We start from the raw sequence: 22,909 nt of genomic DNA on the forward strand, positions 1-22,909 counted from the left end.
CAGGGTTGTCAAGTGTTACGTTTAGATAATTGCTATCCGGAAAAGCATCTGCTATTTATAGCGACCTGATTTTTCCCCCGAACATGGGGATCGATAGTGCGTGTTAAGGAGAAGCAACATGCAAGAAGGGCAAAACCGTAAAACATCGTCCCTGAGTATTCTCGCCATCGCTGGGGTGGAGCCTTACCAGGAGAAACCGGGCGAAGAGTATATGAACGAAGCCCAGCTGTCGCACTTCAGGCGTATTCTTGAAGCATGGCGTAATCAACTCAGGGATGAAGTCGATCGCACTGTGACTCATATGCAGGACGAAGCGGCTAACTTCCCTGATCCGGTTGACCGTGCCGCACAGGAAGAAGAGTTCAGCCTTGAGCTACGTAACCGTGACCGTGAGCGCAAACTGATCAAAAAGATCGAGAAGACGCTGAAGAAAGTAGAAGACGAAGATTTCGGCTACTGCGAATCGTGCGGTGTGGAAATTGGTATTCGCCGTCTGGAAGCTCGCCCGACAGCCGATCTGTGCATCGACTGTAAAACGCTGGCAGAAATTCGCGAAAAACAGATGGCGGGTTAATCCCGTAACCTGTTGAATGCCGGATGGCGTTACGCTTATCCGGGCTACGGAACACCTCTATTTCGTAGGCCGGATCAAGTGTTTGCGTCGCCATCTGGCAATACCTGGGCGGGAGCATCTCCCGCCTTATTCTTTTATGTTATCCACCGACATGACTGACAAACGCTATATTGGCCGCTTCGCCCCTTCCCCTTCCGGTGAACTCCATTTTGGTTCGCTGATTGCCGCCCTCGGGAGTTATCTGCAGGCCCGTGCGCAACACGGAATCTGGCGGGTACGCATTGAAGATATTGATCCTCCTCGTGAAGTTCCCGGTGCTGCAGAGACTATCCTGCGTCAGCTGGAACATTACGGCCTGCACTGGGATGGCGACATATTATGGCAATCCCAACGCCACGACGCTTACCGCGAGGCGCTTGCCTGGTTATATAAGCAGGATCTGAGCTATTACTGCACCTGTACTCGCGCCCGGATCCAGAGCATCGGCGGTATTTACGACGGCCATTGTCGCGAGTTGCGCCACGGACCAGAACGGGCAGCGATACGTATCAAGCAACGACATCCCGTCATGCAGTTTAACGACAGGCTGCGCGGCAAGATTCAGGCCGACCCTGAACTTGCACAGGAAGACTTTATCATTCACCGACGCGACGGGCTGTTTGCTTATAATCTTGCTGTGGTGGTCGATGATCATTTTCAGGGCGTTACGGAGATTGTACGTGGCGCGGATCTCATTGAACCAACTGTGCGCCAAATTTCGCTGTATCAACAGTTCGGCTGGCATGCACCTGACTATATTCATCTGCCGCTGGCGCTCAACGAACAAGGCGCTAAACTGTCCAAGCAGAATCATGCGCCAGCCCTGCCACAAGGCGATCCGCGCCCGGTTCTCATCAGCGCATTGCGCTTTCTCGGCCAGAGCACAGCGATACCGTGGCAAGAGTTCAGCGTAGAGGAATTGTTGCGAGTCGCGGTGGAAAACTGGCAGCTTGAGGCGGTACCTGAATCGGGTATTGTAAATCCGGCATTCTCAAATGACTCATGCTGAGCTATGATTAGCCGCTATTTTTACACAGCAACACTTGTTCTGACTGAAGTTTGACACTACCGAGGTGCACTATTTTTACCCGAGTCGCTAATTTTTGCCGCAAGGTGCTAAGCCGCGAGGAGCGCGAGGCAGAGCTTGCCGTCGCCCGTCCCCATATGACGGTAATCCCGCGTGAGCAGCACTCAATCTCCCGCAAAGATATCAGTGAAAATGCCCTGAAGGTAATGTACAGGCTCAATAAGGCCGGCTACGAGGCATGGCTGGTTGGCGGGGGTGTGCGCGATCTTTTGCTGGGCAAAAAGCCGAAAGACTTTGATGTCACCACCAACGCGACACCGGATCAGGTACGGAAACTGTTTCGTAACTGCCGTCTTGTTGGCCGTCGTTTCCGTCTGGCCCATGTAATGTTCGGCCCGGAAATTATCGAAGTGGCAACTTTTCGCGGACATCATGAAGGCAGCGAAGCCGATCGTGCGACATCTCAGCGCGGACAAAACGGTATGCTACTGCGCGATAACATCTTCGGTTCTATCGAAGAAGATGCTCAACGCCGCGATTTCACGATCAACAGCCTCTATTATAGCGTTGCTGATTTCACCGTTCGCGACTACGTTGGCGGTATGCAGGATCTGGAAGATGGCGTCATTCGCCTGATTGGTAATCCGGAAACGCGTTATCGTGAAGATCCCGTACGCATGCTGCGCGCTGTCCGCTTTGCAGCAAAACTCGACATGCGCATCAGCCCGGAAACCGCAGAGCCGATCCCGCGTCTGGCTACGTTGCTTAACGATATCCCGCCAGCGCGCCTGTTTGAAGAAGCCCTCAAGCTATTACAGGCGGGCTACGGCTATGAAACCTATAAAAAGCTGCGTGAGTACAGCCTGTTCCAGCCGCTGTTCCCGACCATTACCCGCTATTTCACCGAAGACGGTGACAGCGCAATGGAACGCATCATTGCCCAGGTTCTGAAGAATACCGATACCCGCATTCACAACGATATGCGTGTTAACCCGGCATTCTTGTTTGCCGCCATGTTCTGGTATCCGTTACTGGAAACGGCACAGAAAATTGCCCAGGAAAGCGGTCTGGCCTACTACGATGCCTTCGCACTGGCGATGAACGATGTCCTGGACGAAGCGTGCCGCTCACTGGCAATTCCAAAACGCCTGACGTCGCTCACCCGCGATATCTGGCAGCTTCAGTTACGCATGTCCCGCCGCCAGGGTAAACGCGCCTGGAAGCTGATGGAGCATCCGAAATTCCGCGCAGCCTACGATTTACTGGCCCTGCGTGCCGAAGTGGAAAACAACGCCGAACTGCAACGTCTGGCGCAGTGGTGGGGTGAATTCCAGGTTTCGGCTCCGCCAGAGCAAAAAGGCATGCTGAACGAACTTGATGAAGAACCAGATGCCCGCCGCCGTCATCGTCGCCCGCGTAAACGCGCCCCACGCCGCGAGGGAACCGCGTGACCAATCGCGTATACCCAATAGATTTCGAGTTGCATCAAGGCGGCGACACAGCGAATGCCCAGGAGCGTACATCAGTACGTGACTGGGATGAGTGAGGAAAGCCAACACAAATGCAGCTTGAAAGACAACGGGTATATATCGCGCTCGGCAGTAATTTAGCCTCTCCTCTTGAGCAGGTTAATGCTGCCGTGCAGGCGCTGGGAGAAATCCCGGACAGCCGGATCATCGCCGTTTCATCCTTCTACCGCACGCCGCCATTAGGTCCTCAGGATCAACCTGATTATCTGAATGCTGCCGTTGCGCTGGAAACAACCCTCGAACCTGAAGAATTGCTTAATCACACTCAACGTATTGAGTTGCAGCAAGGTCGGGTACGCAAAGCCGAGCGCTGGGGTCCGCGTACGCTGGATCTCGACATCATGTTGTTTGGCAATGACGTGATTAACACCGAGCGCCTGACGGTTCCGCATTACGATATGAAAAACCGGGGCTTTATGTTGTGGCCGCTATTTGAAATCGCGCCCGACCTGACCTTCCCGGATGGTATCAGCTTACATCAGCATCTCACCCGCCTCGCCGTAGCAAAACCTGCGCACTGGTAAAGCATACTCTCACCTAAAAAGTTTACTACTTTTGCGCCAAACGGTTGCTTAAAACAATTGCCGCCCTGAATCTGACTGCTAGAATGCCGTTAAATATGACTTCCACATTCAGGAAATGTTATGAAACCAACGACTATCTCATTGCTGCAAAAATGTAAGCAAGAGAAAAAGCGCTTCGCGACTATTACGGCCTACGACTACAGCTTCGCCAAATTATTTGCCGACGAAGGTATCAATGTGATGCTGGTAGGCGATTCACTGGGGATGACGGTACAAGGGCACGACTCCACCTTGCCGGTCAGCGTCGAAGACGTTGCCTATCACACCCGTGCTGTGCGTCGTGGTGCGCCAAACTGCCTGCTGCTTTCCGACCTGCCGTTTATGGCCTATGCCACACCGCAACAGGCCTTTGAAAACGCCGCCGCTGTTATGCGCGCGGGCGCGAATATGGTCAAGATTGAAGGCGGTGCGTGGCTGGTTGATACGGTGAAAATGCTCACCGATCGCGCGGTACCGGTATGCGGCCATCTGGGCTTAACCCCGCAGTCAGTTAACATCTTCGGTGGCTATAAGGTGCAGGGTCGCGGAGATGCGGGCCAGACATTGCTCGACGATGCGCTGGCGTTAGAAGCCGCAGGAGCACAGTTGCTGGTGCTGGAATGCGTTCCGGTTGAGCTGGCTAAACGCGTGACTGAAGCTCTGTCCATTCCGGTCATCGGTATAGGCGCAGGCAATGTCACCGATGGTCAGATCCTGGTGATGCATGACGCGTTTGGTATCACAGGCGGCCATATTCCAAAATTTGCAAAAAACTTTCTCAATGAAGCAGGCGACATGCGCGCCGCAGTGCGGCAGTATATTGCGGAGGTTGAATCCGGCGTCTACCCGGGTGAAGAACATAGCTTCCATTAAGCAAAGTTTGGAATTTGTAGGCCAAATAAGGCGTTGCGCTTTCCTGGCCTACAGATCATCAGGCAACTAAAGGAGTCTTGTTGTGCTAATTATTGAAACCCTGCCGCTGTTACGCCAGCACATTCGTCGTCTGCGTCAGGAAGGTAAACGTGTGGCTCTGGTCCCTACCATGGGAAACCTGCACGACGGTCACATGAAGCTGGTCGATGAAGCAAAAGCTCAGGCTGATGTGGTGATCGTCAGTATTTTCGTCAACCCAATGCAGTTCGACCGTCCGGACGATCTGGTGCGCTACCCGCGTACGCTGCAAGAAGACTGCGAAAAGCTGAACAAGCGCAAAGTTGATTTTGTCTTTGCTCCTGCAGCGCAAGAAATCTACCCGCAAGGGACAGATAGCCAAACCTATGTAGAAGTTCCGGGGCTTTCCACCATGCTGGAAGGCGCAAGTCGTCCTGGTCACTTCCGTGGTGTTGCTACCATCGTCAGCAAACTGTTCAATCTGATCCAACCGGATATCGCATGTTTTGGCGAGAAGGATTTTCAGCAACTGGCGCTGATCCGCAAAATGGTTGCCGACATGGGATATGACATTGAGATCGTCGGCGTTCCCATTATTCGCGCTAAAGACGGTCTGGCCCTCAGTTCACGCAATGGCTATCTGACCGCAGAGCAGCGAAAAATCGCGCCCGGCTTGTTCAAAGTGATGAGCAGTATTGGTGAAAAATTACAGGCTGGTGAACGTGAGCAGGAAGAGATAATTGCCATTGCTGAACAAGAACTGAATGAAAAAGGTTTTCGTGCCGACGACATTCAAATCCGCGATGCTGATACGCTGCTCGAGCTGACTGACAGCAGCAAACGCGCGGTGATTCTGGTCGCTGCATGGCTGGGTCAGGCACGTTTGATCGACAATCTGAGTGTAACATTAGCCCAGTAGACAGGGGTTAAAAATAGGGCAATACTGCCTAAGAAATTACTCAAAGCAGGTACCGCCTGCTTTGCTTCTGATAAGCGTTAAAGGTAGACGTTATGATTCGCACCATGCTGCAAGGCAAGCTCCACCGCGTGAAAGTCACACAGGCGGACCTGCATTACGAAGGCTCCTGCGCCATTGACCAGGATTTCCTTGATGCTTCCGGCATCCTGGAAAACGAAGCCATTGATATCTGGAACGTGACTAATGGTAAACGTTTCTCGACCTACGCCATTGCGGCTGAACGCGGTTCTAAAATCATCTCGGTGAACGGTGCGGCCGCGCACTGTGCCGAGGTTGGCGATATTGTGATTATCGCCAGCTTCGTCACGATGTCTGATGAAGAAGCGCGTACCTGGCGGCCAAAAGTTGCCTACTTTGAAGGTGACAATGAAATGAAACGTACTGCGAAAGCCATCCCGGTACAGGTAGCTTGATAAAGGCTACCCCTGCGGCTGGTTGCTGACCAGCCGCGACATGGTCTCTAACGAATCCGTTCTTAAGATATACAACCGTTTTAACAGCATTGGGTTATCTCCTGGTTTTACCTTTCCTTTCACCGTGGTCACAGCCATATGAAACCCTGCATCATTCGCCGCCTTCACGGCCGTCACGTTATAACCGCCAAACGGATAAGATAGATAAAGAACATGCGGGTTAAATTGCGCCAGCGCCCGACGAGAATGCGCAAAATCAAAAAGAATATTGTGATAGCTACGGCTAAGCAGGATCGGCCGGTGATAACCATCCACACGATGTAAAAAATGGGTATGTGACTGGAAGTCGAACACATCCCTGATCTCATTCAGTTCAGAAATACTCATAAACTGCAGCGATTTCGGATCCCACTTCTGCGGATGACGCTTAATACGTGATGAGATAATAAATGCTGTCGCCTTCATTCCATACTGTTTCAGTACCGGATATGCATAACGGCTCACCGACTTCAAACCATCATCAAAGGTAATCACTACCGCCCGCGCAGGCAAATTAGCGCGGTTACGCACATAGTCTTCCAACTGATACAGGGTCAGCGTGGTGTAACCCATATCGCGCAGCCATGTCATCTGGTTGCTGAAAGCGCGTACGGAGGTGGTAGTAGAGGTATGACGAAAACGGGTGTTCTCTTCATCACGCAGAATATGGTGATAGGTCAGTACCGGAATACCGTGGTCTTGCTGCGCATCCAGCGCGCTAACGTAGGCCAGCCTGTCACCAATACGAATTTGGTACCACGTCTGGTTTAGCCTGTCCTTCAGTCTGTTAATTATGGGATATCGCAGATTGTCCGCCAGCACGCCAAACGGTGCGCTACCGGCGTCAGGGGCATTGTAAACAGGTGTCGCTTTCCAGGTAACCAGGTTCTGATTGCTCAGCGGTTTATTGAGATCACCCAGGCCATCTTCCACCTTCTGCCGCCCCTGTACGCGATCCAGATGGCCTTTATCGATAAACCCTCGGCCAAATCCAAATGTAAATGCGTAATAGTCTTCGCCAGTGGGGATGACTGAGAGGATTTGACCTGCGCGAATATGGCCTACCGTCACCATTTTATTGCCAATCTGCGCCCAGACGGCAGCATCTTCAGTAGTTTGCATATAACGAGCAGGCAAAGCGGCAGCAGCACAACCAGAGAACAGGAACAACAGTATGAGCAGGACGCGCGTAGCCATATGAGTTAACCGAGGCGAAGAACCTCAGCTATTGTAGCAAAAGCATCATCAATACCAATGATTAATACTCATACAAATCATGCAGTAAAACAAAAGGCGGATTTTTCTGTTGTTGATGCCACAAACTCGTAACGCCAGGGCCTCCAAGAGAGACTATTTCATCACGAAACGCAGAACTGCTCATCGACTCTCGCGACAAAAGCATTCGCTCCAGCAATGGATAGCTTATCCCGGAAATCACTTCACAGGCCGGATGCTTATGACTCATCAACGCGGCCACGCGGTAAGGCGCAGAGCCAGCAATATCTGTCAGGAATATCACGCCATCACCAGAATCGGCAGCATGCAGAGCATCGCACATCATCCGGCTTAACATATTCGAACTTAGACCATGCCAAAAACTGACCACCTGGCATTGCGCCAGAGGGCCGTACTTTTCTTCCAGACGATGCAGCATATCCTGTGCGTTATCATCATGACAGGTAATGACCCAACCTAACATTGCCCACCTCCTTAGCAGGCAAGTAGTTTATCAGAGTGATAAAAACTTAACGGTGATAAACATCAAAGGTCTTCCTCTCCCGTGATGGGAGAGGAAGAAATAATTAGCTACGTAACCCGCGCCCACGCTGAATCAGGTACCAGCACAACAAATAAAATGCCGCGATAAACACCATCAGTACACCGAATGTCGTGACCAGCGGCACATCATGGATGCCCAGGAAGCCGTAGCGGAATCCACTGATCATGTAAACAATCGGGTTGAGATGCGACAACCCCTGCCAGAATGGCGGCAACAACGTTAACGAGTAGAAAACGCCCCCCAGGTAGGTCAACGGCGTCAGTACGAAAGTTGGGATCAGGCTGATGTCGTCAAAGGTTTTGGCAAAGACGGCATTCAATAACCCGGCCAACGAAAACAGAACCGCCGTCAGCACCAGCGTTAGCGCCACAAAGACCCATGAATGCACCTGGAACGGAACGAAGAACAGTGAAATAGCCGTAACCAATATTCCTACGCACAGGCCGCGCGCCACGCCGCCGCCGACAAACCCCGTGATGATAACGTGCGTCGGAACCGGTGCGACCAGCAATTCTTCAATGTTACGTTGAAATTTGGCACTAAAGAATGACGACGCTACGTTGGCGTAGGAGTTAGTGATAACCGCCATCATAATCAGACCCGGCACAATAAATTGCATGTAGCTAAAACCGTGCATTTCACCGATACGCGAACCAATTAAATTACCGAAGATAATAAAATAGAGCGTCATGGTGATAACGGGTGGAACCAGAGTCTGGACCCAGATGCGCATAAAACGGTGGATCTCTTTCGCCCAGATACTTTTCAGCGCGACCCAGTAAAGCTGCATCATGCGCGATCTCCTTGCTTTTCATGAACCAGGGAAACAAACAACTCTTCCAGTCGGTTTGCCTTGTTACGCATACTCAACACCTGAACCCCCTGCGCGCTCAGTTGGGAAAATACGCTGTTAACACCTTGCTCTCTGAGCACTTCGACTTCCAGTGTCGAGGTATCAACCAGACGGTATTGATATCCTTCCAGCTTGGGCAGCGGACTTTTCGCCGCCAGATCGAGAATAAAGGTCTCGGACTTGAGTTTGGAGAGCAGGTTTTTCATTGAGGTATTTTCCACCAGCTCGCCATGCTGAATAATGCCAATATTACGGCACAGCATTTCCGCTTCTTCGAGATAGTGTGTTGTCAGAATAATCGTCGTACCCTTGTCGTTTAAATCCTTTAAAAAACCCCACATTGAGCGACGTAATTCAATATCAACGCCCGCTGTCGGTTCATCGAGGATCAGCAGCTTTGGTTCATGCATCAATGCACGGGCAATCATCAGACGGCGCTTCATACCGCCAGACAGCATACGCGCTCGCTCACTACGCTTTTCCCACAGGTCGAGCTGCTTTAAATATATTTCACTGCGCTTTACAGCCTCTTTATGCTCAACGCCGTAATACCCCGCCTGATTCACCACGATCTGCTGCACCGTTTCAAACGGGTTAAAGTTAAATTCCTGCGGTACCAGCCCAAGCTGTCGTTTAGCGTTAACCGTATCTTTTTCAAGATCGTATCCGAAGACGCTAACCCGTCCGGAGCTTTTATTCACCAGGGAACTGATAATCCCGATAGTGGTGGACTTCCCTGCGCCATTGGGTCCTAAAAGCGCATAGAAATCACCCGCTTCGACTTGCAAATCTATGCCACGTAGCGCCTGAACGCCACCGGGATAGGTTTTCTTAAGTTGCTGAAGTTCCAGAGCAATGGTCATGGTTTTTTGCTTACCTTACGTTCTGACATTTTATATATAGTTTAATTAATCCTGGAGTTACCCTATATTAGCCCATCGCATTTATCTGGCTTCGGGTCGAAACCTCCATGAAAGACATAGATACACTCATCAGCAACAATGCACTATGGTCAAAGATGCTGGTAGAAGAGGATCCCGGATTTTTTGAAACGCTGACGCATGCGCAGAATCCACGTTTTCTATGGATTGGATGTTCCGATAGTCGCGTTCCCGCGGAACGTTTAACCGGTCTTGAGCCGGGCGAATTATTTGTCCACCGTAATGTTGCCAATCTGGTTATTCATACCGATCTGAACTGTCTCTCTGTCGTTCAGTATGCGGTTGATGTGCTGGAAGTGGAACATATTATTATTTGTGGTCATTACGGATGCGGTGGCGTACAGGCAGCCATTGAAAATACGGAACTGGGACTGATTGATAACTGGTTGCTGCATATCCGCGATATCTGGTTTAAACACAGCTCTCTGCTGGGTGAGATGCCGCAGGAACGCCGTATTGATACACTGTGCGAACTGAACGTAATGGAACAGGTGTACAACCTGGGCCACTCAACAATTATGCGGTCCGCCTGGAAACGTGGTCAGAAAGTTACCATTCACGGATGGGCTTACGGTATTCATGATGGTCTGCTTCGCGATCTGGAAGTTACGGCCACCAGTCGTGAATCACTGGAACAACGCTACAGACAAGGTCTGTCTAACCTCAGTAAAAAACACATAAACCATAAATAACGCAGTATTGCCGGGCGGCGACTCCATCTTATCCGGCCTACGAGGTACATACCTGTAGACCGGATAAGCAGAGCGCCATCAGGCGCTCGCACAGAATTACTCGTCCAGCAGCACGACTTTGCCAACATATGGCAGGTGGCGATAACGCTGGGCATAGTCAATGCCGTAGCCGACAACGAACTCATCCGGGATAGAGAATCCGATAAACTCAACCGGGACATTCACTTCTCGACGGGAAGGTTTGTCCAACAGCGTACAGATCGCCAGCGATTTCGGCTCGCGCAGGCTAAGGATTTCACGCACTTTTGACAGTGTGTTGCCGGAGTCGATAATGTCTTCGACAATCAGCACATCCTTACCACGAATATCTTCATCCAGGTCTTTCAGGATTTTAACATCACGCGTGGTTGACATGCCGCTGCCGTAGCTGGAGGCGGTCATGAAATCGACTTCGTGGGAGACATGCACTTCACGGCACAGATCTGCCATAAACATAAACGAGCCACGTAACAGCCCGACCAGCACCATGTCACTGCCGCTGTCCTTGTAGCGTTCGTTAATCTGACGCCCGAGTTCAGCAATACGCGCTTTGATCTCCGCTTCCGGGATCATGACTTCTACAGTATGTTTCATAAAAAATATAACTCACTGATTTTTATCAGTTAACACATCATGCAAATCGAAAGAAAGCGCTTATGTTGATACACCGACTGACAGACGGTGGCTCGCACTAACCACAAAACTTGCGACAGCATACAAACAATTCAGTGGGTGAAGTATACCAGTAAAGAAGCCGCGTTCCTCTGATAGTTAGCAGGATTGTCGGTATGTTAATCGCCGGACGGTAATTCCATCCGGCAATGAAGCCGTTACACAGTAAAGCCGAGCATCATACCAGTATCTTCATGCTCCAGCAGATGGCAGTGCGCCATGTAGGCATGTTCTTTTGGCGCGTCGTGGTCAAACTTCACCAGTACCTCGCTGACACCACCTTCGACACGTACTGTGTCCTTCCAGCCTGCGCGATGCGCGGCTGGCGCTTTACCGTTCTCGGACAAAATGCGGAACTGAGTACCGTGAATGTGGAACGGATGCAGCATCATGTCCCCTTGCCCGGAAATCACCCAGCGTTCATGCTGACCTTTCGTTGCCGCAAACATGGGTTTATTCATATCAAATGCCTGGCCATTGATCCGGTTGGCATTATGGAAATCAAACTTCCCGCCATGTTTCATATTACCCATATTACCGTGGTTCATATTACCGTGGTTCATACCGTCGTTATCCATATGCCCCATCATCCGCCCATGCCCCATTCCCGTCATGGCCTGTTCGCCATACTTCTGCACCAGCATTTGCATTCCCATCATGTCGAGCATCGGATCCATTGATAGTTGCAGTTTGCGCACAGTCAGGCCATCAAGCGAAGGCAGTGATGGCATTGTCGTCAGCGTATCCGGCAGCGTACCGGAAGCAGTAATAAGGAGCGGCTGAATGCGCATCACAGGATGCGGCTTATCAAATGGCGCTATAGCCATCCCCATTTGAGTCACGGGTAAGGTCAGCAGATCGAAGGCTTTACCGTCGCTAATATCCACCAGCACTTCAAAGCGTTCGCCCATCAGCATAGGAAGTTCAGTAACTTTAACCGGCTCAGCCAACAGTCCACCATCGCTGGCAATAACATACAGAGGACGATTATCGCTGGCAGCCACGTTAAGCGAGCGAGCGTTACAACCGTTTAGCAAACGCAGACGTAACCACCCACGCGGCGCGGAATGCTGCGGATAAATTGCACCATTGGTCAGCAGCGTATCACCAAACCAACCCACAGCGGCTGTCATCATATCCAGTTGATAGTTAACTTGTCCGTCAGCAGAAAATTGTTTGTCCTGAATAATCACCGGAACATCATCAATTCCCCACTGCTTCGGCAGCATCAGTTTGCGGATGTCATCGTCTTCAATCAGCACCAGTCCAGCCAGCCCCATCGCCACCTGACGGCCCGTTTTCCCGTGTTGGTGCGGGTGGAACCAGCAGGTTGCTGCCCGTTGATCGGGGATGAAGGTTACGGAACGTTTTCCGCCCGCCGGAATAATCCCTTGCGGGCCACCGTCGACTTCGCCAGGTATCTCCAGTCCGTGCCAGTGTAATGTGGTCTCTTCAGCCAACTGATTATAGATATCAACGGTCACCGACTTGCCTTTATGCAGTTTCACCGCAGGTCCAAGTAAATTACCGTTATATCCCCAGGTTGTAGCGGTTTTACCGCCGAAGGTCGATTGCCCAGCCTTAACGATCAGTTGCATACGATTAGAGGCATCCGCCGTTAACAGGTCTGGAACAGGCAACACGGGACGGTCGGCCGCAAAAACAGTACGACTCCAGAGAGGTAACGCTGACGCGACGCCCAGCGCCACGGAGTACTTTAAAAAGTCACGACGTTGCATAATCACTTCCTTATATTCAGCAGCTTAAGCAGGCTATCTTTTAAGCATAAGCCCTCCCCTTACGGGAAGGTCAAGTGAACGGCTGATAATAAAGGTCGTCGCTTCGCTCACAGTATGCTAACGTTTAATTTCCGTGATGCAGTGGTAGAAGCAATGAAGACGTTTTTCAGAACAGTGTTGTTCGGCAGCCTGATGGCCGTATGCGCAAACAGCTACGCGCTTAGCGAGTCCGAAGCCGAAGATATGGCCGATTTAACGGCAGTTTTTGTTTTTCTGAAAAATGACTGTGGATACCAGAATTTGCCCAACGGGCAGATCCGACGCGCACTGGTCTTTTTTGCCCAACAGAACCAGTGGGACCTCAGTAATTACGACACCTTCGATATGAAATCTCTCGGTGAAGACAGTTATCGCGATTTGAGCGGTATTGGTATTCCGGTCGCAAAAAAATGCAAAGCGCTGGCACGAGATTCCCTGAGCCTGTTGGCCTACGTTAAATAATGTGAAGCCGGATGGCGGCACAAGTGCCTTATCCGGCAGGTAAAGACTCATCTGGCGTTAATCATTTCCCCTGCTGTACAAATTCGCGATATGCCGCCACGACCTGAAGAAAATCCTCTACGCCACACAGCGAAAAGCTCTCTTCGTCGTAGTAATTCATCCCTTCTTCCATTTCGTCGCCCGTGAACTCCAGTTGGTTGGCACGCACCATCACCTCTTCGCCATCCAGCCAGAGCGTGTATTCATGCCCTGCCCGTTGCCAGGAACGTTCACTGCCTTTTACCGCACGTGCCGCCTGTTCCACTTCATCAAGTAAGGCCAGGTTCTCTTTCACTTCTTCATTAAACCAGTGCCCCACAACTTCGTGACCCATGGACATACGCACTTTTACCACTCCGGTAATATCGCGCAGAAATTCGTAATCCATAATGTGTTCCTCTACTCCCGGCAATGCGCCAATACCGCATTGCGCCTATGCTGTAATTATCGCAGCACAACGAAAGAAAAAAAGCAGAGCAGGCATAAGGATTGGAAATAAAAATGCCCGATAACGCAAGGTTTACCGGGCATTGGTGAGTTTGTGCACAAAAATCAGGTGCAGCAACTTATGGCGTTACACCGCCGTCTGGAAAATCACGCTATCCGCTTTCTCGGTGTACTGAGAAAGTTGGTCAAAGTTCAGATAACGGTAAGTATCCACGGCCGTTTTATCCACCTGTGCCACATAGTTCTGGTACTCTTCCGGCGTTGGCAGTTTACCAATAAGCGCCGCAACAGCCGCCAGCTCAGCAGAAGCCAGGAAGACGTTAGCACCAGTACCCAGACGGTTCGGGAAGTTACGGGTAGAGGTAGAAACTACCGTCGCGCCATCAGCCACACGCGCCTGGTTACCCATGCACAGTGAACAGCCAGGGATCTCGATACGCGCCCCGCTCTTACCAAAGACGCTGTAGTAGCCTTCTTCAGTCAATTGCGCGGCATCCATACGGGTTGGCGGAGCCACCCACAGGCGCGTCGGCAGTTGGCCTTTATGCGAATCCAGCAGTTTACCTGCCGCACGGAAGTGACCGATGTTAGTCATGCAGGAACCGATGAACACTTCGTCGATCTTCTCGCCCTGCACGTCAGACAGCAGACGCGCATCGTCCGGATCGTTCGGCGCGCACAGGATTGGCTCTTTGATATCAGCCAGATCGATATCGATCACTGCCGCATATTCGGCGTCAGCATCGCCTTCCAGCAGTTGCGGATCGGCCAGCCATTTTTCCATACCCTGAATACGACGCTCCAGCGTACGGCGATCGCCGTAACCTTCTGCGATCATCCACTTCAGCAGAACGATGTTAGAGCTGAGGTATTCAATGATCGGCTCTTTGTTCAGCTTGATGGTACAGCCCGCAGCGGAACGCTCAGCAGAGGCATCGGTCAGCTCAAACGCCTGTTCAACTTTCAGATCCGGCAGACCTTCGATTTCCAGAATGCGACCAGAGAAGATGTTTTTCTTACCTTTCTTCTCAACGGTCAGCAGACCCTGTTTGATCGCGTACAGCGGAATGGCGTGAACCAGGTCGCGCAGGGTGATACCCGGCTGCATTTTGCCTTTGAAACGCACCAGAACGGATTCCGGCATATCCAGTGGCATTACACCAGTCGCAGCAGCAAACGCTACCAGGCCAGAGCCTGCCGGGAAGGAGATCCCGATCGGGAAACGGGTATGAGAGTCACCACCAGTACCCACGGTATCCGGCAGCAGCATGCGGTTCAGCCAGGAGTGGATAACACCATCGCCCGGACGAAGCGATACGCCGCCACGGTTCATGATGAAGTCAGGCAGTGTATGGTGCGTGGTCACGTCTACCGGCTTCGGATACGCCGCGGTATGACAGAACGACTGCATAACCAGATCTGAAGAAAAGCCCAGACACGCCAGATCTTTCAGTTCATCACGGGTCATTGGGCCGGTGGTATCCTGAGAACCTACGGAGGTCATCTTCGGTTCGCAGTACGCGCCCGGACGGACACCTTTCACGCCACAAGCGCGACCAACCATTTTCTGTGCCAGAGAGAAGCCACGGCTGCTTTCAGCCACATCTTTCGCCTGACGGAATACGTCGCTGTGCGGCAGACCAAGCGCCTCACGCGCTTTGGTTGTCAGGCCACGGCCGATAATCAACGGAATACGGCCACCGGCACGCACTTCGTCGATCAGTACTTCAGTTTTCAGCTCAAAGCTTGCCAGCAGTTCACCTGTTGCGTGGTTACGCACTTCACCTTTGAACGGGTAAACGTCAATCACATCGCCCATGTTCAGGTTAGACACATCGACTTCGATTGGCAGTGCGCCCGCATCTTCCATGGTATTGAAGAAGATGGGCGCAATTTTGCCGCCGAGACACAAACCGCCGCCGCGCTTATTCGGGACATGAGGAATATCATCGCCCATGAACCACAACACAGAGTTGGTTGCAGATTTACGTGAAGAACCAGTGCCGACAACATCACCTACGTAAGCCAGCGGGTAACCTTTTTTCTGCAACTCTTCGATCTGTTTGATCGGGCCAACGCTGCCCGGCTGATCCGGCTCGATACCTTCACGGGCGTTTTTCAGCATTGCCAGAGCGTGCAGAGGGATATCCGGACGAGACCAGGCATCCGGCGCCGGGGACAGGTCATCGGTGTTGGTTTCACCCGTCACTTTAAACACGGTAACGGTGATTTTCTCAGCCAGTGCAGGCCGATTCAGGAACCATTCTGCATCGGCCCAGGATTGCATCACCTGCCTTGCATATTCGTTGCCTGCTTTGGCTTTCTCTTCTACATCATAGAAATTATCGAACATCAGCAGTGTTGAAGAGAGGGCTTTGGCGGCAATCGGCGCCAGTTTTGCATCATCCAGAGCATCAATCAGCGGATGAATGTTGTAACCACCCTGCATAGTACCCAGCAGTTCAATGGCTTTTTCTGGTGTCACCAGCGGGGAGGTTGTGTCGCCTTTCGCGACAGCGGCAAGAAAACCGGCTTTTACATAAGCGGCTTCATCTACGCCAGGAGGAACGCGGTTGATCAACAGGTCTAACAGGAATTCTTCTTCGCCCACAGGCGGGGTCTTCAGCAGCTCGACAAGTGCGGCCATTTGGGTTGCATCTAAAGGTTTTGGCACAATCCCAAGGGCGGCACGCTCAGCTACGTGCTTACGGTATTCTTCTAGCACGACGGTATCTCCTCGCTCTCATTGTCATATGCGGTAGGCGATTCTCTTCACGCTCCTGTGAGACAGCAGTTTGTAGGGTAAATGCCCGGTACCGCATAGGGCACAATAACAGGATTTTCATTAAGTGTTAATCTGTTTACAAAAAAGTAACATAAAAAATTGGCTGAATCGTTAAGAATGGTATAGCGGAAAGAAAGGGCAAAATTCGAGCACAAAAAACGCTGTGCAGCCGTAACTTGCAAGAGTGACCTTCCGAATATTCCAGCGGCTTTTCAACCATCAGATATAATTGTGTAATAAATGTTCACACTCTTTATCCGAACACTACGGGCGGTTTCCCAATAAAAGTCAAAACTGTAAAACACGGGTGATTGATACTCGCGCCAACAAGAACGCCTCACGGCACAACGCTTGTCTCGTTGGAGTCATTTTATGAAGTTGCCCATTAAGCCACACCTGCTCGTCCTTTTGTGCAGTGCCGGGCTGTTTGCCGCCTCAGGCGTAATGCTCGTCAAAAGTCGCACAACGGAACCTGCAGCTCCTGCGCCTGTCGAGCAAGCCCCTGCCGCAGCGGCCCCCGCAGCCGCACCAGCCGATCAACCTGCACCGACCGTAACGCCAACATACTCCGCCGCGCAAATCGATCAGTGGGTTGCGCCAATTGCGCTCTATCCCGATGCGTTGTTGTCGCAAATATTGATGGCCTCAACCTACCCGGCCAACGTTATTCAGGCTGCGCAATGGTCGAAAGACAATCCCAAAATGCAGGGTGATGCCGCTATTCAGGCCGTAGCCGGACAACCGTGGGATCCTAGCGTGAAATCGCTGGTCGCGTTTCCTCAGTTGATGTCGCTGCTGGGAGAAAATCCGCCGTGGGTACAAAATCTGGGCGATGCTTTCCTCGCGCAACCAAAAGATGTCATGGATTCTGTTCAACGCCTGCGCTTACTGGCGCAGCAAACTGGTGCATTACAATCAACGCCGCAGCAGACTGTCACCACCGTGACAAAACCGACACCCGCTAAAACCACCAGCAGCGAGTCGACAACAAGTGCCACGACTACCACGACCAGCCCGACGGTTATCAAGATTGAGTCTGCCGACCCACAGGTGGTTTACGTCCCCACCTATAACCCAAACACAGTTTACGGGACCTGGCCAAACACCGCCTATCCGCCGACCTATTTACCGCCATCACCCGGCGAGCAATTTGGCAACAGCTTTGTTAACGGTCTGGGCTTCAGCCTCGGTGTGGCGACAACCTATGCAATCTTCAGCAACATCGACTGGGATGATGATGACGACGACTGGGATCACCACCACGATAATGATTACAACCACCATGGTAGTTATAACCGCAACGGTGATAACAACATCAATATCAACGTTGATAACTTCAATAAAATCAGTGGGCAGCGTCTGACTGATGCCAACCGCACCTGGCAACATAATCCGGCGTATCGCGAAGGTGTACCGTACCCTAATAACCAGCTCAATAACCGTTTCCACTCCACCAACTCAGCGACCGGGCTCAGTGCTACACAGCAAAAACCAGTCAACCGTGATAGCCAGCGTCAGGCGGCCATGTCCCAGATGGAGAAATCGACGGGGAAAACATTCCCTCAAACAACGCGTCCGGGGACTAAAGATGCACAGCGCCTGGCTTCAAACCAACAGTTGAAGCAGATTTCCCAGCGTAATAACTATCGTGGTTACGACACAAAACCGCAAACCGCGAAGCGGACATCCTCACAACAGCGAGAGAACCGCCAGGCAACACCGCAGAGACAGGAAAAACGGGTTTCGCAAACGGCGCAACAACGCGGTCATCAACAGCGAAATATGCAACAACGAACCAGCCAGCCACGCGCCAATGCGTTAAGCGGCAATGATAGCCGTTCAGGAAGTTGGCAGGCACAGCAACAGCGAGGCGCCCAGAGCCGGCAAATATCCCGCAACCAGGCATCGCGCCAGGCACAAGCCGGGCGTACTGAACACCGTGAATTCCGTCATCGTTAAGGGAGCCGACATGAAAATACAATTACTCAGTGGGATAGTGCTGTTCATGGTTTCGTCCGTCGCGATGGCGCAACAACAATTCAGCACACCGGCTCAGGCAACCGATGCTCTGGTTAATGCCATCAGCGAGCAAAATGAAGGTGCCATGAGCAACCTGCTTGGGGAGAACTGGCGCGACTTTCTGCCGCCGGAAGGTGTGGATCCTGATGCCGTTGATCGCTTCCTGCGCGACTGGAAAGTGAAACATGACACCGTCATCAACGGTGATATGGCACATCTGATCGTCGGAGACAGTGACTGGCAGCTCCCAATCCCGGTGATCAAAACTGCCGATGGATGGCAATTTGATATGCAGGAAGCTGCCGAAGAGATCCAGACCCGCGAGATCGGTCGCAACGAGCTTGCCGCGATTGAAGCACTTCACGCGTATGTTGATGCGCAGCAAAGCTATTTTGCGATGAACCAGAAATATGCAAAGAAAATTGTCAGCTCAGATGGCAAAAAGGACGGTCTTTATTGGCCGGTAGCCCCCGGTGAAGCACCCAGCCCTCTGGGTCCCGCCTTCAGTCCACAGGAACCAGGTACGGGTTATCACGGTTATCATTTCCGCATACTTCCCGACAAAGCCAGTGGTTTTGCGATGATTGCCTGGCCCATCAGTTACAGTCATACCGGTGTAATGAGCTTTATTATTAGTGGGGATGATACGGTTTATCAGGCCAATCTTGGCGCAACATCCCAGCAGAAAGCGCAGGCAATGACCGAATTCAGCCCTGATAAATCCTGGCAACCTGTAGCGCCCTGAGTCTCCAGCACTTTGGCTATACGGATCTAAAGCGTCAGATTAGTTGCTGTTATGCTTCAGGCAAAAAAAACGCCTCCGAAGAGGCGTTTTCACAAAAGTGGGAAGATTATTTTTTCTTCGCTTTCGGGTTCGGCAGGTCGGTAATGCTACCTTCGAACACTTCTGCCGCCAGGCCCACAGACTCATGCAGAGTCGGGTGCGCGTGGATGGTCAGCGCGATATCTTCAGCATCACAGCCCATTTCGATCGCCAGACCGATTTCACCCAACAGCTCGCCGCCGTTGGTGCCGACAATCGCGCCACCGATAACACGGTGAGATTCTTTGTCGAAAATCAGTTTGGTCATACCGTCTGCGCAGTCGGAAGCGATAGCACGGCCAGAAGCAGCCCACGGGAAGGTGGCGGTTTCATAGCTGATGCCTTTTTCTTTCGCTTCTTTCTCAGTCAGGCCAACCCATGCAACTTCTGGTTCAGTGTACGCAATGGATGGGATAACTTTCGGATCGAAGTAGTGTTTCTTACCGGCGATAACTTCAGCAGCAACGTGACCTTCGTGAACACCTTTGTGCGCCAGCATCGGCTGACCGACGATATCGCCGATTGCAAAGATGTGCGGTACGTTGGTACGCAGTTGTTTGTCAACACGGATGAAACCACGGTCATCAACTTCCACGCCAGCTTTACCAGCGTCGAGGTTCTTACCGTTCGGCACACGACCGATAGCCACCAGCACGGCGTCATAACGCTGTGCTTCTGCCGGCGCTTTTTTGCCTTCCATGGAAACGTAAATACCGTCTGCTTTTGCTTCAACGGCAGTCACTTTAGTTTCCAGCATCAGGTTGAATTTCTTGCTGATACGTTTGGTGAAGACTTTAACCACGTCTTTATCGGCAGCCGGGATAACCTGGTCAAACATTTCAACCACGTCGATCTCTGAACCCAGCGCATGGTACACAGTACCCATTTCCAGACCGATGATACCGCCACCCATAACCAGCAGGCGTTTTGGTACGGTTTTCAGCTCCAGCGCGTCGGTGGAATCCCACACGCGCGGATCTTCATGCGGAATAAACGGCAGTTCGATCGGACGGGAACCCGCCGCGATGATCGCGTTGTCAAAGTTGATCACGGTTTTGCCGTTTTCGCCTTCAACTTCCAGGGTGTTCGCCCCGGTAAATTTACCCAGACCGTTTACCACTTTCACTTTACGGCCTTTGGCCATACCAGCCAGCCCGCCAGTCAGTTGGGTGATAACTTTTTCTTTCCAGGTACGAATCTTGTCGATATCGGTTTTCGGCTCGCCGAAAACAATACCGTGCTCTGCCAGTGCTTTGGCTTCTTCGATAACTTTTGCTACGTGCAACAGTGCTTTAGAAGGGATACAGCCGACGTTCAGACAAACACCACCGAGGGTGCTGTAACGTTCTACGATGACGGTCTCCAGACCTAAATCTGCGCAACGGAAGGCAGCAGAGTAACCTGCAGGGCCTGCCCCAAGTACCACGACCTGAGTTTTGATTTCAGTGCTCATCATGACCTCTTAATTTATACCCGTCGTCCACCGGGTCGTTCTATCCGCCAGTATTTTACAAAATTGTTAACAATTTTGAAACAACAAACGGCAACCGATTTGTCTTTCGCACAATAACCTCACTGACTTCATGAGATTACCAGAAAAAAGCCGGCCGTCGGGCCGGCTTTTTCGCTTACATCACCAGACGGCGAATGTCAGACAGCGTGTTGTTGATGATGGTGATAAAGCGAGCACCATCAGCACCGTCAATCACGCGGTGGTCGAAGGAGAGTGAAATCGGCATCATCAGACGCGGAGTAAACTCTTTACCGTTCCACACCGGTTCAATAGCAGACTTGGACACGCCGAGAATAGCCACTTCAGGCGCGTTCACAATCGGTGCGAAATGGGTAGTACCCAGGCCGCCGATGCTGGAGATAGTGAAGCAACCGCCCTGCATTTCGCCAGCAGTCAGCTTACCATCACGCGCTTTCTTGGAGATCGTAGTCAGTTCACGAGACAGCTCGGTAATGCTCTTCTTGTTCACGTCTTTAAAGACCGGAACGACCAGACCATTCGGGGTATCAACCGCAACACCGATGTTGATGTATTTCTTCAGCGTCAGCTTCTGGCCATCTTCGGACAGGGAGCTGTTAAAGCGTGGCATCTGCTCAAGAGCAGCGGCAACGGCTTTCATGATGAAGACAACTGGTGTGAATTTCACGTCCAGTTTACGTTTCTCAGCTTCGGCGTTCTGCTGTTTACGGAACGCTTCCAGATCGGTGATATCGGTTTTGTCGAAGTGAGTAACATGCGGGATCATCACCCAGTTACGGCTCAGGTTAGCACCAGAGATTTTCTGGATACGGCCCAGTTCCACTTCCTCGATTTCACCAAACTTGCTGAAGTCCACTTTCGGCCAAGGCAGCATGCCCGGAATACCGCCGCCAGCCGCAGCTGCCGGTGCAGATTCAGCGCGTTTAACCGCATCTTTCACGTAAGCCTGAACGTCTTCGCGCAGGATACGACCTTTACGGCCCGTTCCTTTCACTTTCGCCAGGTTCACACCAAATTCGCGCGCCAGGCGACGAATCAGCGGAGTCGCGTGGACGTAAGCATCGTTTTCTGCGAAGTCAGATTTACCTTCAGCTTTCGCCGCCGGAGCAGGTGCAGCAGCCTGTGCAGGTGCTGCGGCCGGAGCCGGGGCAGCGGCTTGTGCCGGAGCGGCAGCTGGTGCTGCGCCTTCTACTTCGAAGATCATAATCAGAGAACCGGTTTTCACTTTGTCGCCAGTACTGATTTTGATTTCTTTAACGGTACCCGCGAACGGAGCCGGCACTTCCATAGACGCTTTGTCACCTTCAACGGTGATCAGTGACTGCTCAGCGGCAATTTTATCGCCCACTTTCACCATCACTTCGGTCACTTCAACTTCGTCACCGCCGATGTCCGGTACATTAACTTCTTTAGAACCCGTGGCAGCCGGAGCCGCCGCTGCGGCTGGTGCAGCAGCCTGAGCCGGAGCAGCTGCAGGCGCGCTGCCTGCTACTTCGAAGACCATGATCAGGGAGCCGGTAGACACTTTGTCGCCAGTGCTGATTTTGATCTCTTTCACGGTGCCCGCGAACGGTGCCGGGACTTCCATAGAGGCTTTGTCGCCTTCTACAGTAATCAGAGACTGTTCAGCCGCAACGGTGTCGCCCACTTTGACCATGATCTCAGTGACTTCAACTTCGTCACCGCCGATGTCCGGTACGTGTACATCTTTCGCTGCCGCAGCAGCAGGAGCAGCTGCAGGAGCGGCTTCTTTCTTCTCTTCTGCCGGAGCAGGTGCAGCAGCTGCTGCACCGTCGGCGGAATCGAAAATCATGATCAGTTTGCCGGTCTCAGTTTTATCGCCAACAGAGACTTTAATCTCTTTAACGATACCCGCCTGAGGGGACGGAACTTCCATAGAGGCTTTGTCGCCTTCTACGGTGATCAGCGACTGTTCAGCTTCAACTTTGTCGCCCACTTTGACCAGGATCTCGGTGATTTCAACTTCATCAGCCCCGATGTCCGGTACATTGATTTCGATAGCCATTATTCTT

At 51.9% G+C, this 22,909-nt stretch carries 21 protein-coding genes; 11 read left to right on the plus strand and 10 right to left on the minus strand.

The annotated features are described in order from the left end of the window. Window positions 1–118: 118 nt before the first annotated feature. From dksA to panD, 7 genes are all read left to right on the plus strand, one after another. Window positions 119–574, plus strand: coding sequence for an RNA polymerase-binding protein DksA (gene dksA, locus OGY01_RS18285; protein ID WP_003829221.1), 456 nt, complete (start codon window positions 119–121; stop codon window positions 572–574). Between the two features lie 151 nt (window positions 575–725). After that, window positions 726–1,622: a tRNA glutamyl-Q(34) synthetase GluQRS gene (gluQRS, locus tag OGY01_RS18290; protein WP_048222797.1), complete on the plus strand. Its 897-nt coding sequence runs from the start codon at window positions 726–728 to the stop codon at window positions 1,620–1,622. Window positions 1,623–1,693: 71 nt separating this feature from the next. Further along, entirely contained in the window at window positions 1,694–3,091 is a 1,398-nt protein-coding gene (gene pcnB, locus OGY01_RS18295) for a polynucleotide adenylyltransferase PcnB (protein ID WP_223307024.1), read from the plus strand. A gap of 110 nt (window positions 3,092–3,201) precedes the next feature. Beyond that, entirely contained in the window at window positions 3,202–3,693 is a 492-nt protein-coding gene (folK, locus tag OGY01_RS18300) for a 2-amino-4-hydroxy-6-hydroxymethyldihydropteridine diphosphokinase (RefSeq protein ID WP_048222039.1), read from the plus strand. A 120-nt stretch (window positions 3,694–3,813) separates the two neighbouring features. Beyond that, the gene (gene panB / locus OGY01_RS18305; RefSeq protein ID WP_286493484.1) at window positions 3,814–4,605 is read left to right on the plus strand and encodes a 3-methyl-2-oxobutanoate hydroxymethyltransferase; all 792 of its coding nucleotides are present in this window, start codon (window positions 3,814–3,816) and stop codon (window positions 4,603–4,605) included. An 82-nt stretch (window positions 4,606–4,687) separates the two neighbouring features. Then, window positions 4,688–5,542 carry a pantoate--beta-alanine ligase gene (gene panC, locus OGY01_RS18310; protein WP_045439910.1) on the plus strand — a complete coding sequence of 285 codons (855 nt, stop codon included), beginning with the start codon at window positions 4,688–4,690 and terminating at the stop codon, window positions 5,540–5,542. A gap of 92 nt (window positions 5,543–5,634) precedes the next feature. Next, entirely contained in the window at window positions 5,635–6,015 is a 381-nt protein-coding gene (gene panD, locus OGY01_RS18315; protein ID WP_023178331.1) for an aspartate 1-decarboxylase, read from the plus strand. A 6-nt stretch (window positions 6,016–6,021) separates the two neighbouring features. Here the strand turns inward: panD and OGY01_RS18320 are convergent, their stop codons facing one another. The 4 genes from OGY01_RS18320 to OGY01_RS18335 all read right to left on the minus strand — a co-directional run bounded on the left by OGY01_RS18320 (window position 6,022) and on the right by OGY01_RS18335 (window position 9,550). Beyond that, the gene (locus OGY01_RS18320) at window positions 6,022–7,251 is read right to left on the minus strand and encodes a polysaccharide deacetylase family protein (protein WP_045439903.1); all 1,230 of its coding nucleotides are present in this window, start codon (window positions 7,249–7,251) and stop codon (window positions 6,022–6,024) included. Between the two features lie 61 nt (window positions 7,252–7,312). Continuing rightward, window positions 7,313–7,753, minus strand: a complete 441-nt coding sequence (locus tag OGY01_RS18325; RefSeq protein ID WP_045439900.1) for a PTS sugar transporter subunit IIA — start codon at window positions 7,751–7,753, stop codon at window positions 7,313–7,315. A 103-nt stretch (window positions 7,754–7,856) separates the two neighbouring features. Then, a complete protein-coding gene (locus OGY01_RS18330) occupies window positions 7,857–8,627 on the minus strand; it encodes an ABC transporter permease (protein WP_286493486.1) in 771 nt (256 codons plus the stop codon). Further along, complete coding sequence (locus OGY01_RS18335) at window positions 8,624–9,550, minus strand: ABC transporter ATP-binding protein (protein ID WP_048222042.1); 927 nt, start codon at window positions 9,548–9,550, stop codon at window positions 8,624–8,626. The genes OGY01_RS18330 and OGY01_RS18335 overlap by 4 nt, the downstream gene beginning before the upstream one ends. Window positions 9,551–9,657: 107 nt before the next feature. Here OGY01_RS18335 and can point away from each other — a divergent pair, with 107 nt between their 5' ends. Further along, entirely contained in the window at window positions 9,658–10,320 is a 663-nt protein-coding gene (gene can / locus OGY01_RS18340) for a carbonate dehydratase (RefSeq protein WP_045439892.1), read from the plus strand. Between the two features lie 96 nt (window positions 10,321–10,416). On the opposite strand, the gene hpt is transcribed toward can, so the two are convergent. Further along, window positions 10,417–10,953, minus strand: coding sequence for a hypoxanthine phosphoribosyltransferase (gene hpt, locus OGY01_RS18345; protein ID WP_003018658.1), 537 nt, complete (start codon window positions 10,951–10,953; stop codon window positions 10,417–10,419). 236 nt (window positions 10,954–11,189) lie between these two features. Further along, window positions 11,190–12,770, minus strand: coding sequence for a multicopper oxidase CueO (cueO, locus tag OGY01_RS18350; RefSeq protein ID WP_286493489.1), 1,581 nt, complete (start codon window positions 12,768–12,770; stop codon window positions 11,190–11,192). A 153-nt stretch (window positions 12,771–12,923) separates the two neighbouring features. On the opposite strand from cueO, the gene OGY01_RS18355 reads away from it, so the two are divergent. Continuing rightward, entirely contained in the window at window positions 12,924–13,271 is a 348-nt protein-coding gene (locus OGY01_RS18355; protein WP_000846617.1) for a YacC family pilotin-like protein, read from the plus strand. Window positions 13,272–13,332: 61 nt separating this feature from the next. Here OGY01_RS18355 and yacL read toward each other — a convergent pair whose 3' ends face one another. Both yacL and acnB read right to left on the minus strand, forming a co-directional pair. Next, window positions 13,333–13,698, minus strand: a complete 366-nt coding sequence (gene yacL, locus OGY01_RS18360; protein WP_045439883.1) for a protein YacL — start codon at window positions 13,696–13,698, stop codon at window positions 13,333–13,335. Window positions 13,699–13,884: 186 nt separating this feature from the next. Then, entirely contained in the window at window positions 13,885–16,482 is a 2,598-nt protein-coding gene (acnB, locus tag OGY01_RS18365; RefSeq protein WP_286493490.1) for a bifunctional aconitate hydratase 2/2-methylisocitrate dehydratase, read from the minus strand. A 432-nt stretch (window positions 16,483–16,914) separates the two neighbouring features. Between acnB and OGY01_RS18370 the strand changes: the two genes are divergently transcribed. Both OGY01_RS18370 and OGY01_RS18375 read left to right on the plus strand, forming a co-directional pair. After that, on the plus strand, window positions 16,915–18,501 hold the full coding sequence (locus OGY01_RS18370) for a DUF3300 domain-containing protein (RefSeq protein ID WP_286493491.1): 1,587 nt from the start codon (window positions 16,915–16,917) through the stop codon (window positions 18,499–18,501). Window positions 18,502–18,511: 10 nt separating this feature from the next. Further along, window positions 18,512–19,306: a DUF2950 family protein gene (locus OGY01_RS18375; RefSeq protein WP_225760471.1), complete on the plus strand. Its 795-nt coding sequence runs from the start codon at window positions 18,512–18,514 to the stop codon at window positions 19,304–19,306. A 106-nt stretch (window positions 19,307–19,412) separates the two neighbouring features. On the opposite strand, the gene lpdA is transcribed toward OGY01_RS18375, so the two are convergent. Further along, window positions 19,413–20,837 carry a dihydrolipoyl dehydrogenase gene (gene lpdA / locus OGY01_RS18380; RefSeq protein WP_045439872.1) on the minus strand — a complete coding sequence of 475 codons (1,425 nt, stop codon included), beginning with the start codon at window positions 20,835–20,837 and terminating at the stop codon, window positions 19,413–19,415. 175 nt (window positions 20,838–21,012) lie between these two features. Next, window positions 21,013–22,902: a pyruvate dehydrogenase complex dihydrolipoyllysine-residue acetyltransferase gene (aceF, locus tag OGY01_RS18385; protein ID WP_286493492.1), complete on the minus strand. Its 1,890-nt coding sequence runs from the start codon at window positions 22,900–22,902 to the stop codon at window positions 21,013–21,015. Between the last annotated feature and the right edge of the window lie 7 nt (window positions 22,903–22,909).

This window comes from Citrobacter sp. Cm038 (assembly GCF_030333105.1).
GTDB classification, from domain to species: domain Bacteria; phylum Pseudomonadota; class Gammaproteobacteria; order Enterobacterales; family Enterobacteriaceae; genus Citrobacter; species Citrobacter murliniae.

What these genes read in the sequence shown, in the direction of transcription:
- panD (WP_023178331.1), top strand. Translation starts at nt 5,635, where the DNA reads ATGATTCGCACCATGCTGCAAGGCAAGCTCCACCGCGTGAAAGTCACA.
- dksA (WP_003829221.1), top strand. Translation starts at nt 119, where the DNA reads ATGCAAGAAGGGCAAAACCGTAAAACATCGTCCCTGAGTATTCTCGCC.
- yacL (WP_045439883.1), bottom strand. Translation starts at nt 13,698, where the DNA reads ATGGATTACGAATTTCTGCGCGATATTACCGGAGTGGTAAAAGTGCGT.
- OGY01_RS18370 (WP_286493491.1), top strand. Translation starts at nt 16,915, where the DNA reads ATGAAGTTGCCCATTAAGCCACACCTGCTCGTCCTTTTGTGCAGTGCC.
- OGY01_RS18325 (WP_045439900.1), bottom strand. Translation starts at nt 7,753, where the DNA reads ATGTTAGGTTGGGTCATTACCTGTCATGATGATAACGCACAGGATATG.
- gluQRS (WP_048222797.1), top strand. Translation starts at nt 726, where the DNA reads ATGACTGACAAACGCTATATTGGCCGCTTCGCCCCTTCCCCTTCCGGT.
- aceF (WP_286493492.1), bottom strand. Translation starts at nt 22,902, where the DNA reads ATGGCTATCGAAATCAATGTACCGGACATCGGGGCTGATGAAGTTGAA.
- lpdA (WP_045439872.1), bottom strand. Translation starts at nt 20,837, where the DNA reads ATGAGCACTGAAATCAAAACTCAGGTCGTGGTACTTGGGGCAGGCCCT.
- can (WP_045439892.1), top strand. Translation starts at nt 9,658, where the DNA reads ATGAAAGACATAGATACACTCATCAGCAACAATGCACTATGGTCAAAG.
- panB (WP_286493484.1), top strand. Translation starts at nt 3,814, where the DNA reads ATGAAACCAACGACTATCTCATTGCTGCAAAAATGTAAGCAAGAGAAA.
- OGY01_RS18320 (WP_045439903.1), bottom strand. Translation starts at nt 7,251, where the DNA reads ATGGCTACGCGCGTCCTGCTCATACTGTTGTTCCTGTTCTCTGGTTGT.
- cueO (WP_286493489.1), bottom strand. Translation starts at nt 12,770, where the DNA reads ATGCAACGTCGTGACTTTTTAAAGTACTCCGTGGCGCTGGGCGTCGCG.
- OGY01_RS18355 (WP_000846617.1), top strand. Translation starts at nt 12,924, where the DNA reads ATGAAGACGTTTTTCAGAACAGTGTTGTTCGGCAGCCTGATGGCCGTA.
- OGY01_RS18330 (WP_286493486.1), bottom strand. Translation starts at nt 8,627, where the DNA reads ATGATGCAGCTTTACTGGGTCGCGCTGAAAAGTATCTGGGCGAAAGAG.
- OGY01_RS18335 (WP_048222042.1), bottom strand. Translation starts at nt 9,550, where the DNA reads ATGACCATTGCTCTGGAACTTCAGCAACTTAAGAAAACCTATCCCGGT.
- hpt (WP_003018658.1), bottom strand. Translation starts at nt 10,953, where the DNA reads ATGAAACATACTGTAGAAGTCATGATCCCGGAAGCGGAGATCAAAGCG.
- folK (WP_048222039.1), top strand. Translation starts at nt 3,202, where the DNA reads ATGCAGCTTGAAAGACAACGGGTATATATCGCGCTCGGCAGTAATTTA.
- OGY01_RS18375 (WP_225760471.1), top strand. Translation starts at nt 18,512, where the DNA reads ATGAAAATACAATTACTCAGTGGGATAGTGCTGTTCATGGTTTCGTCC.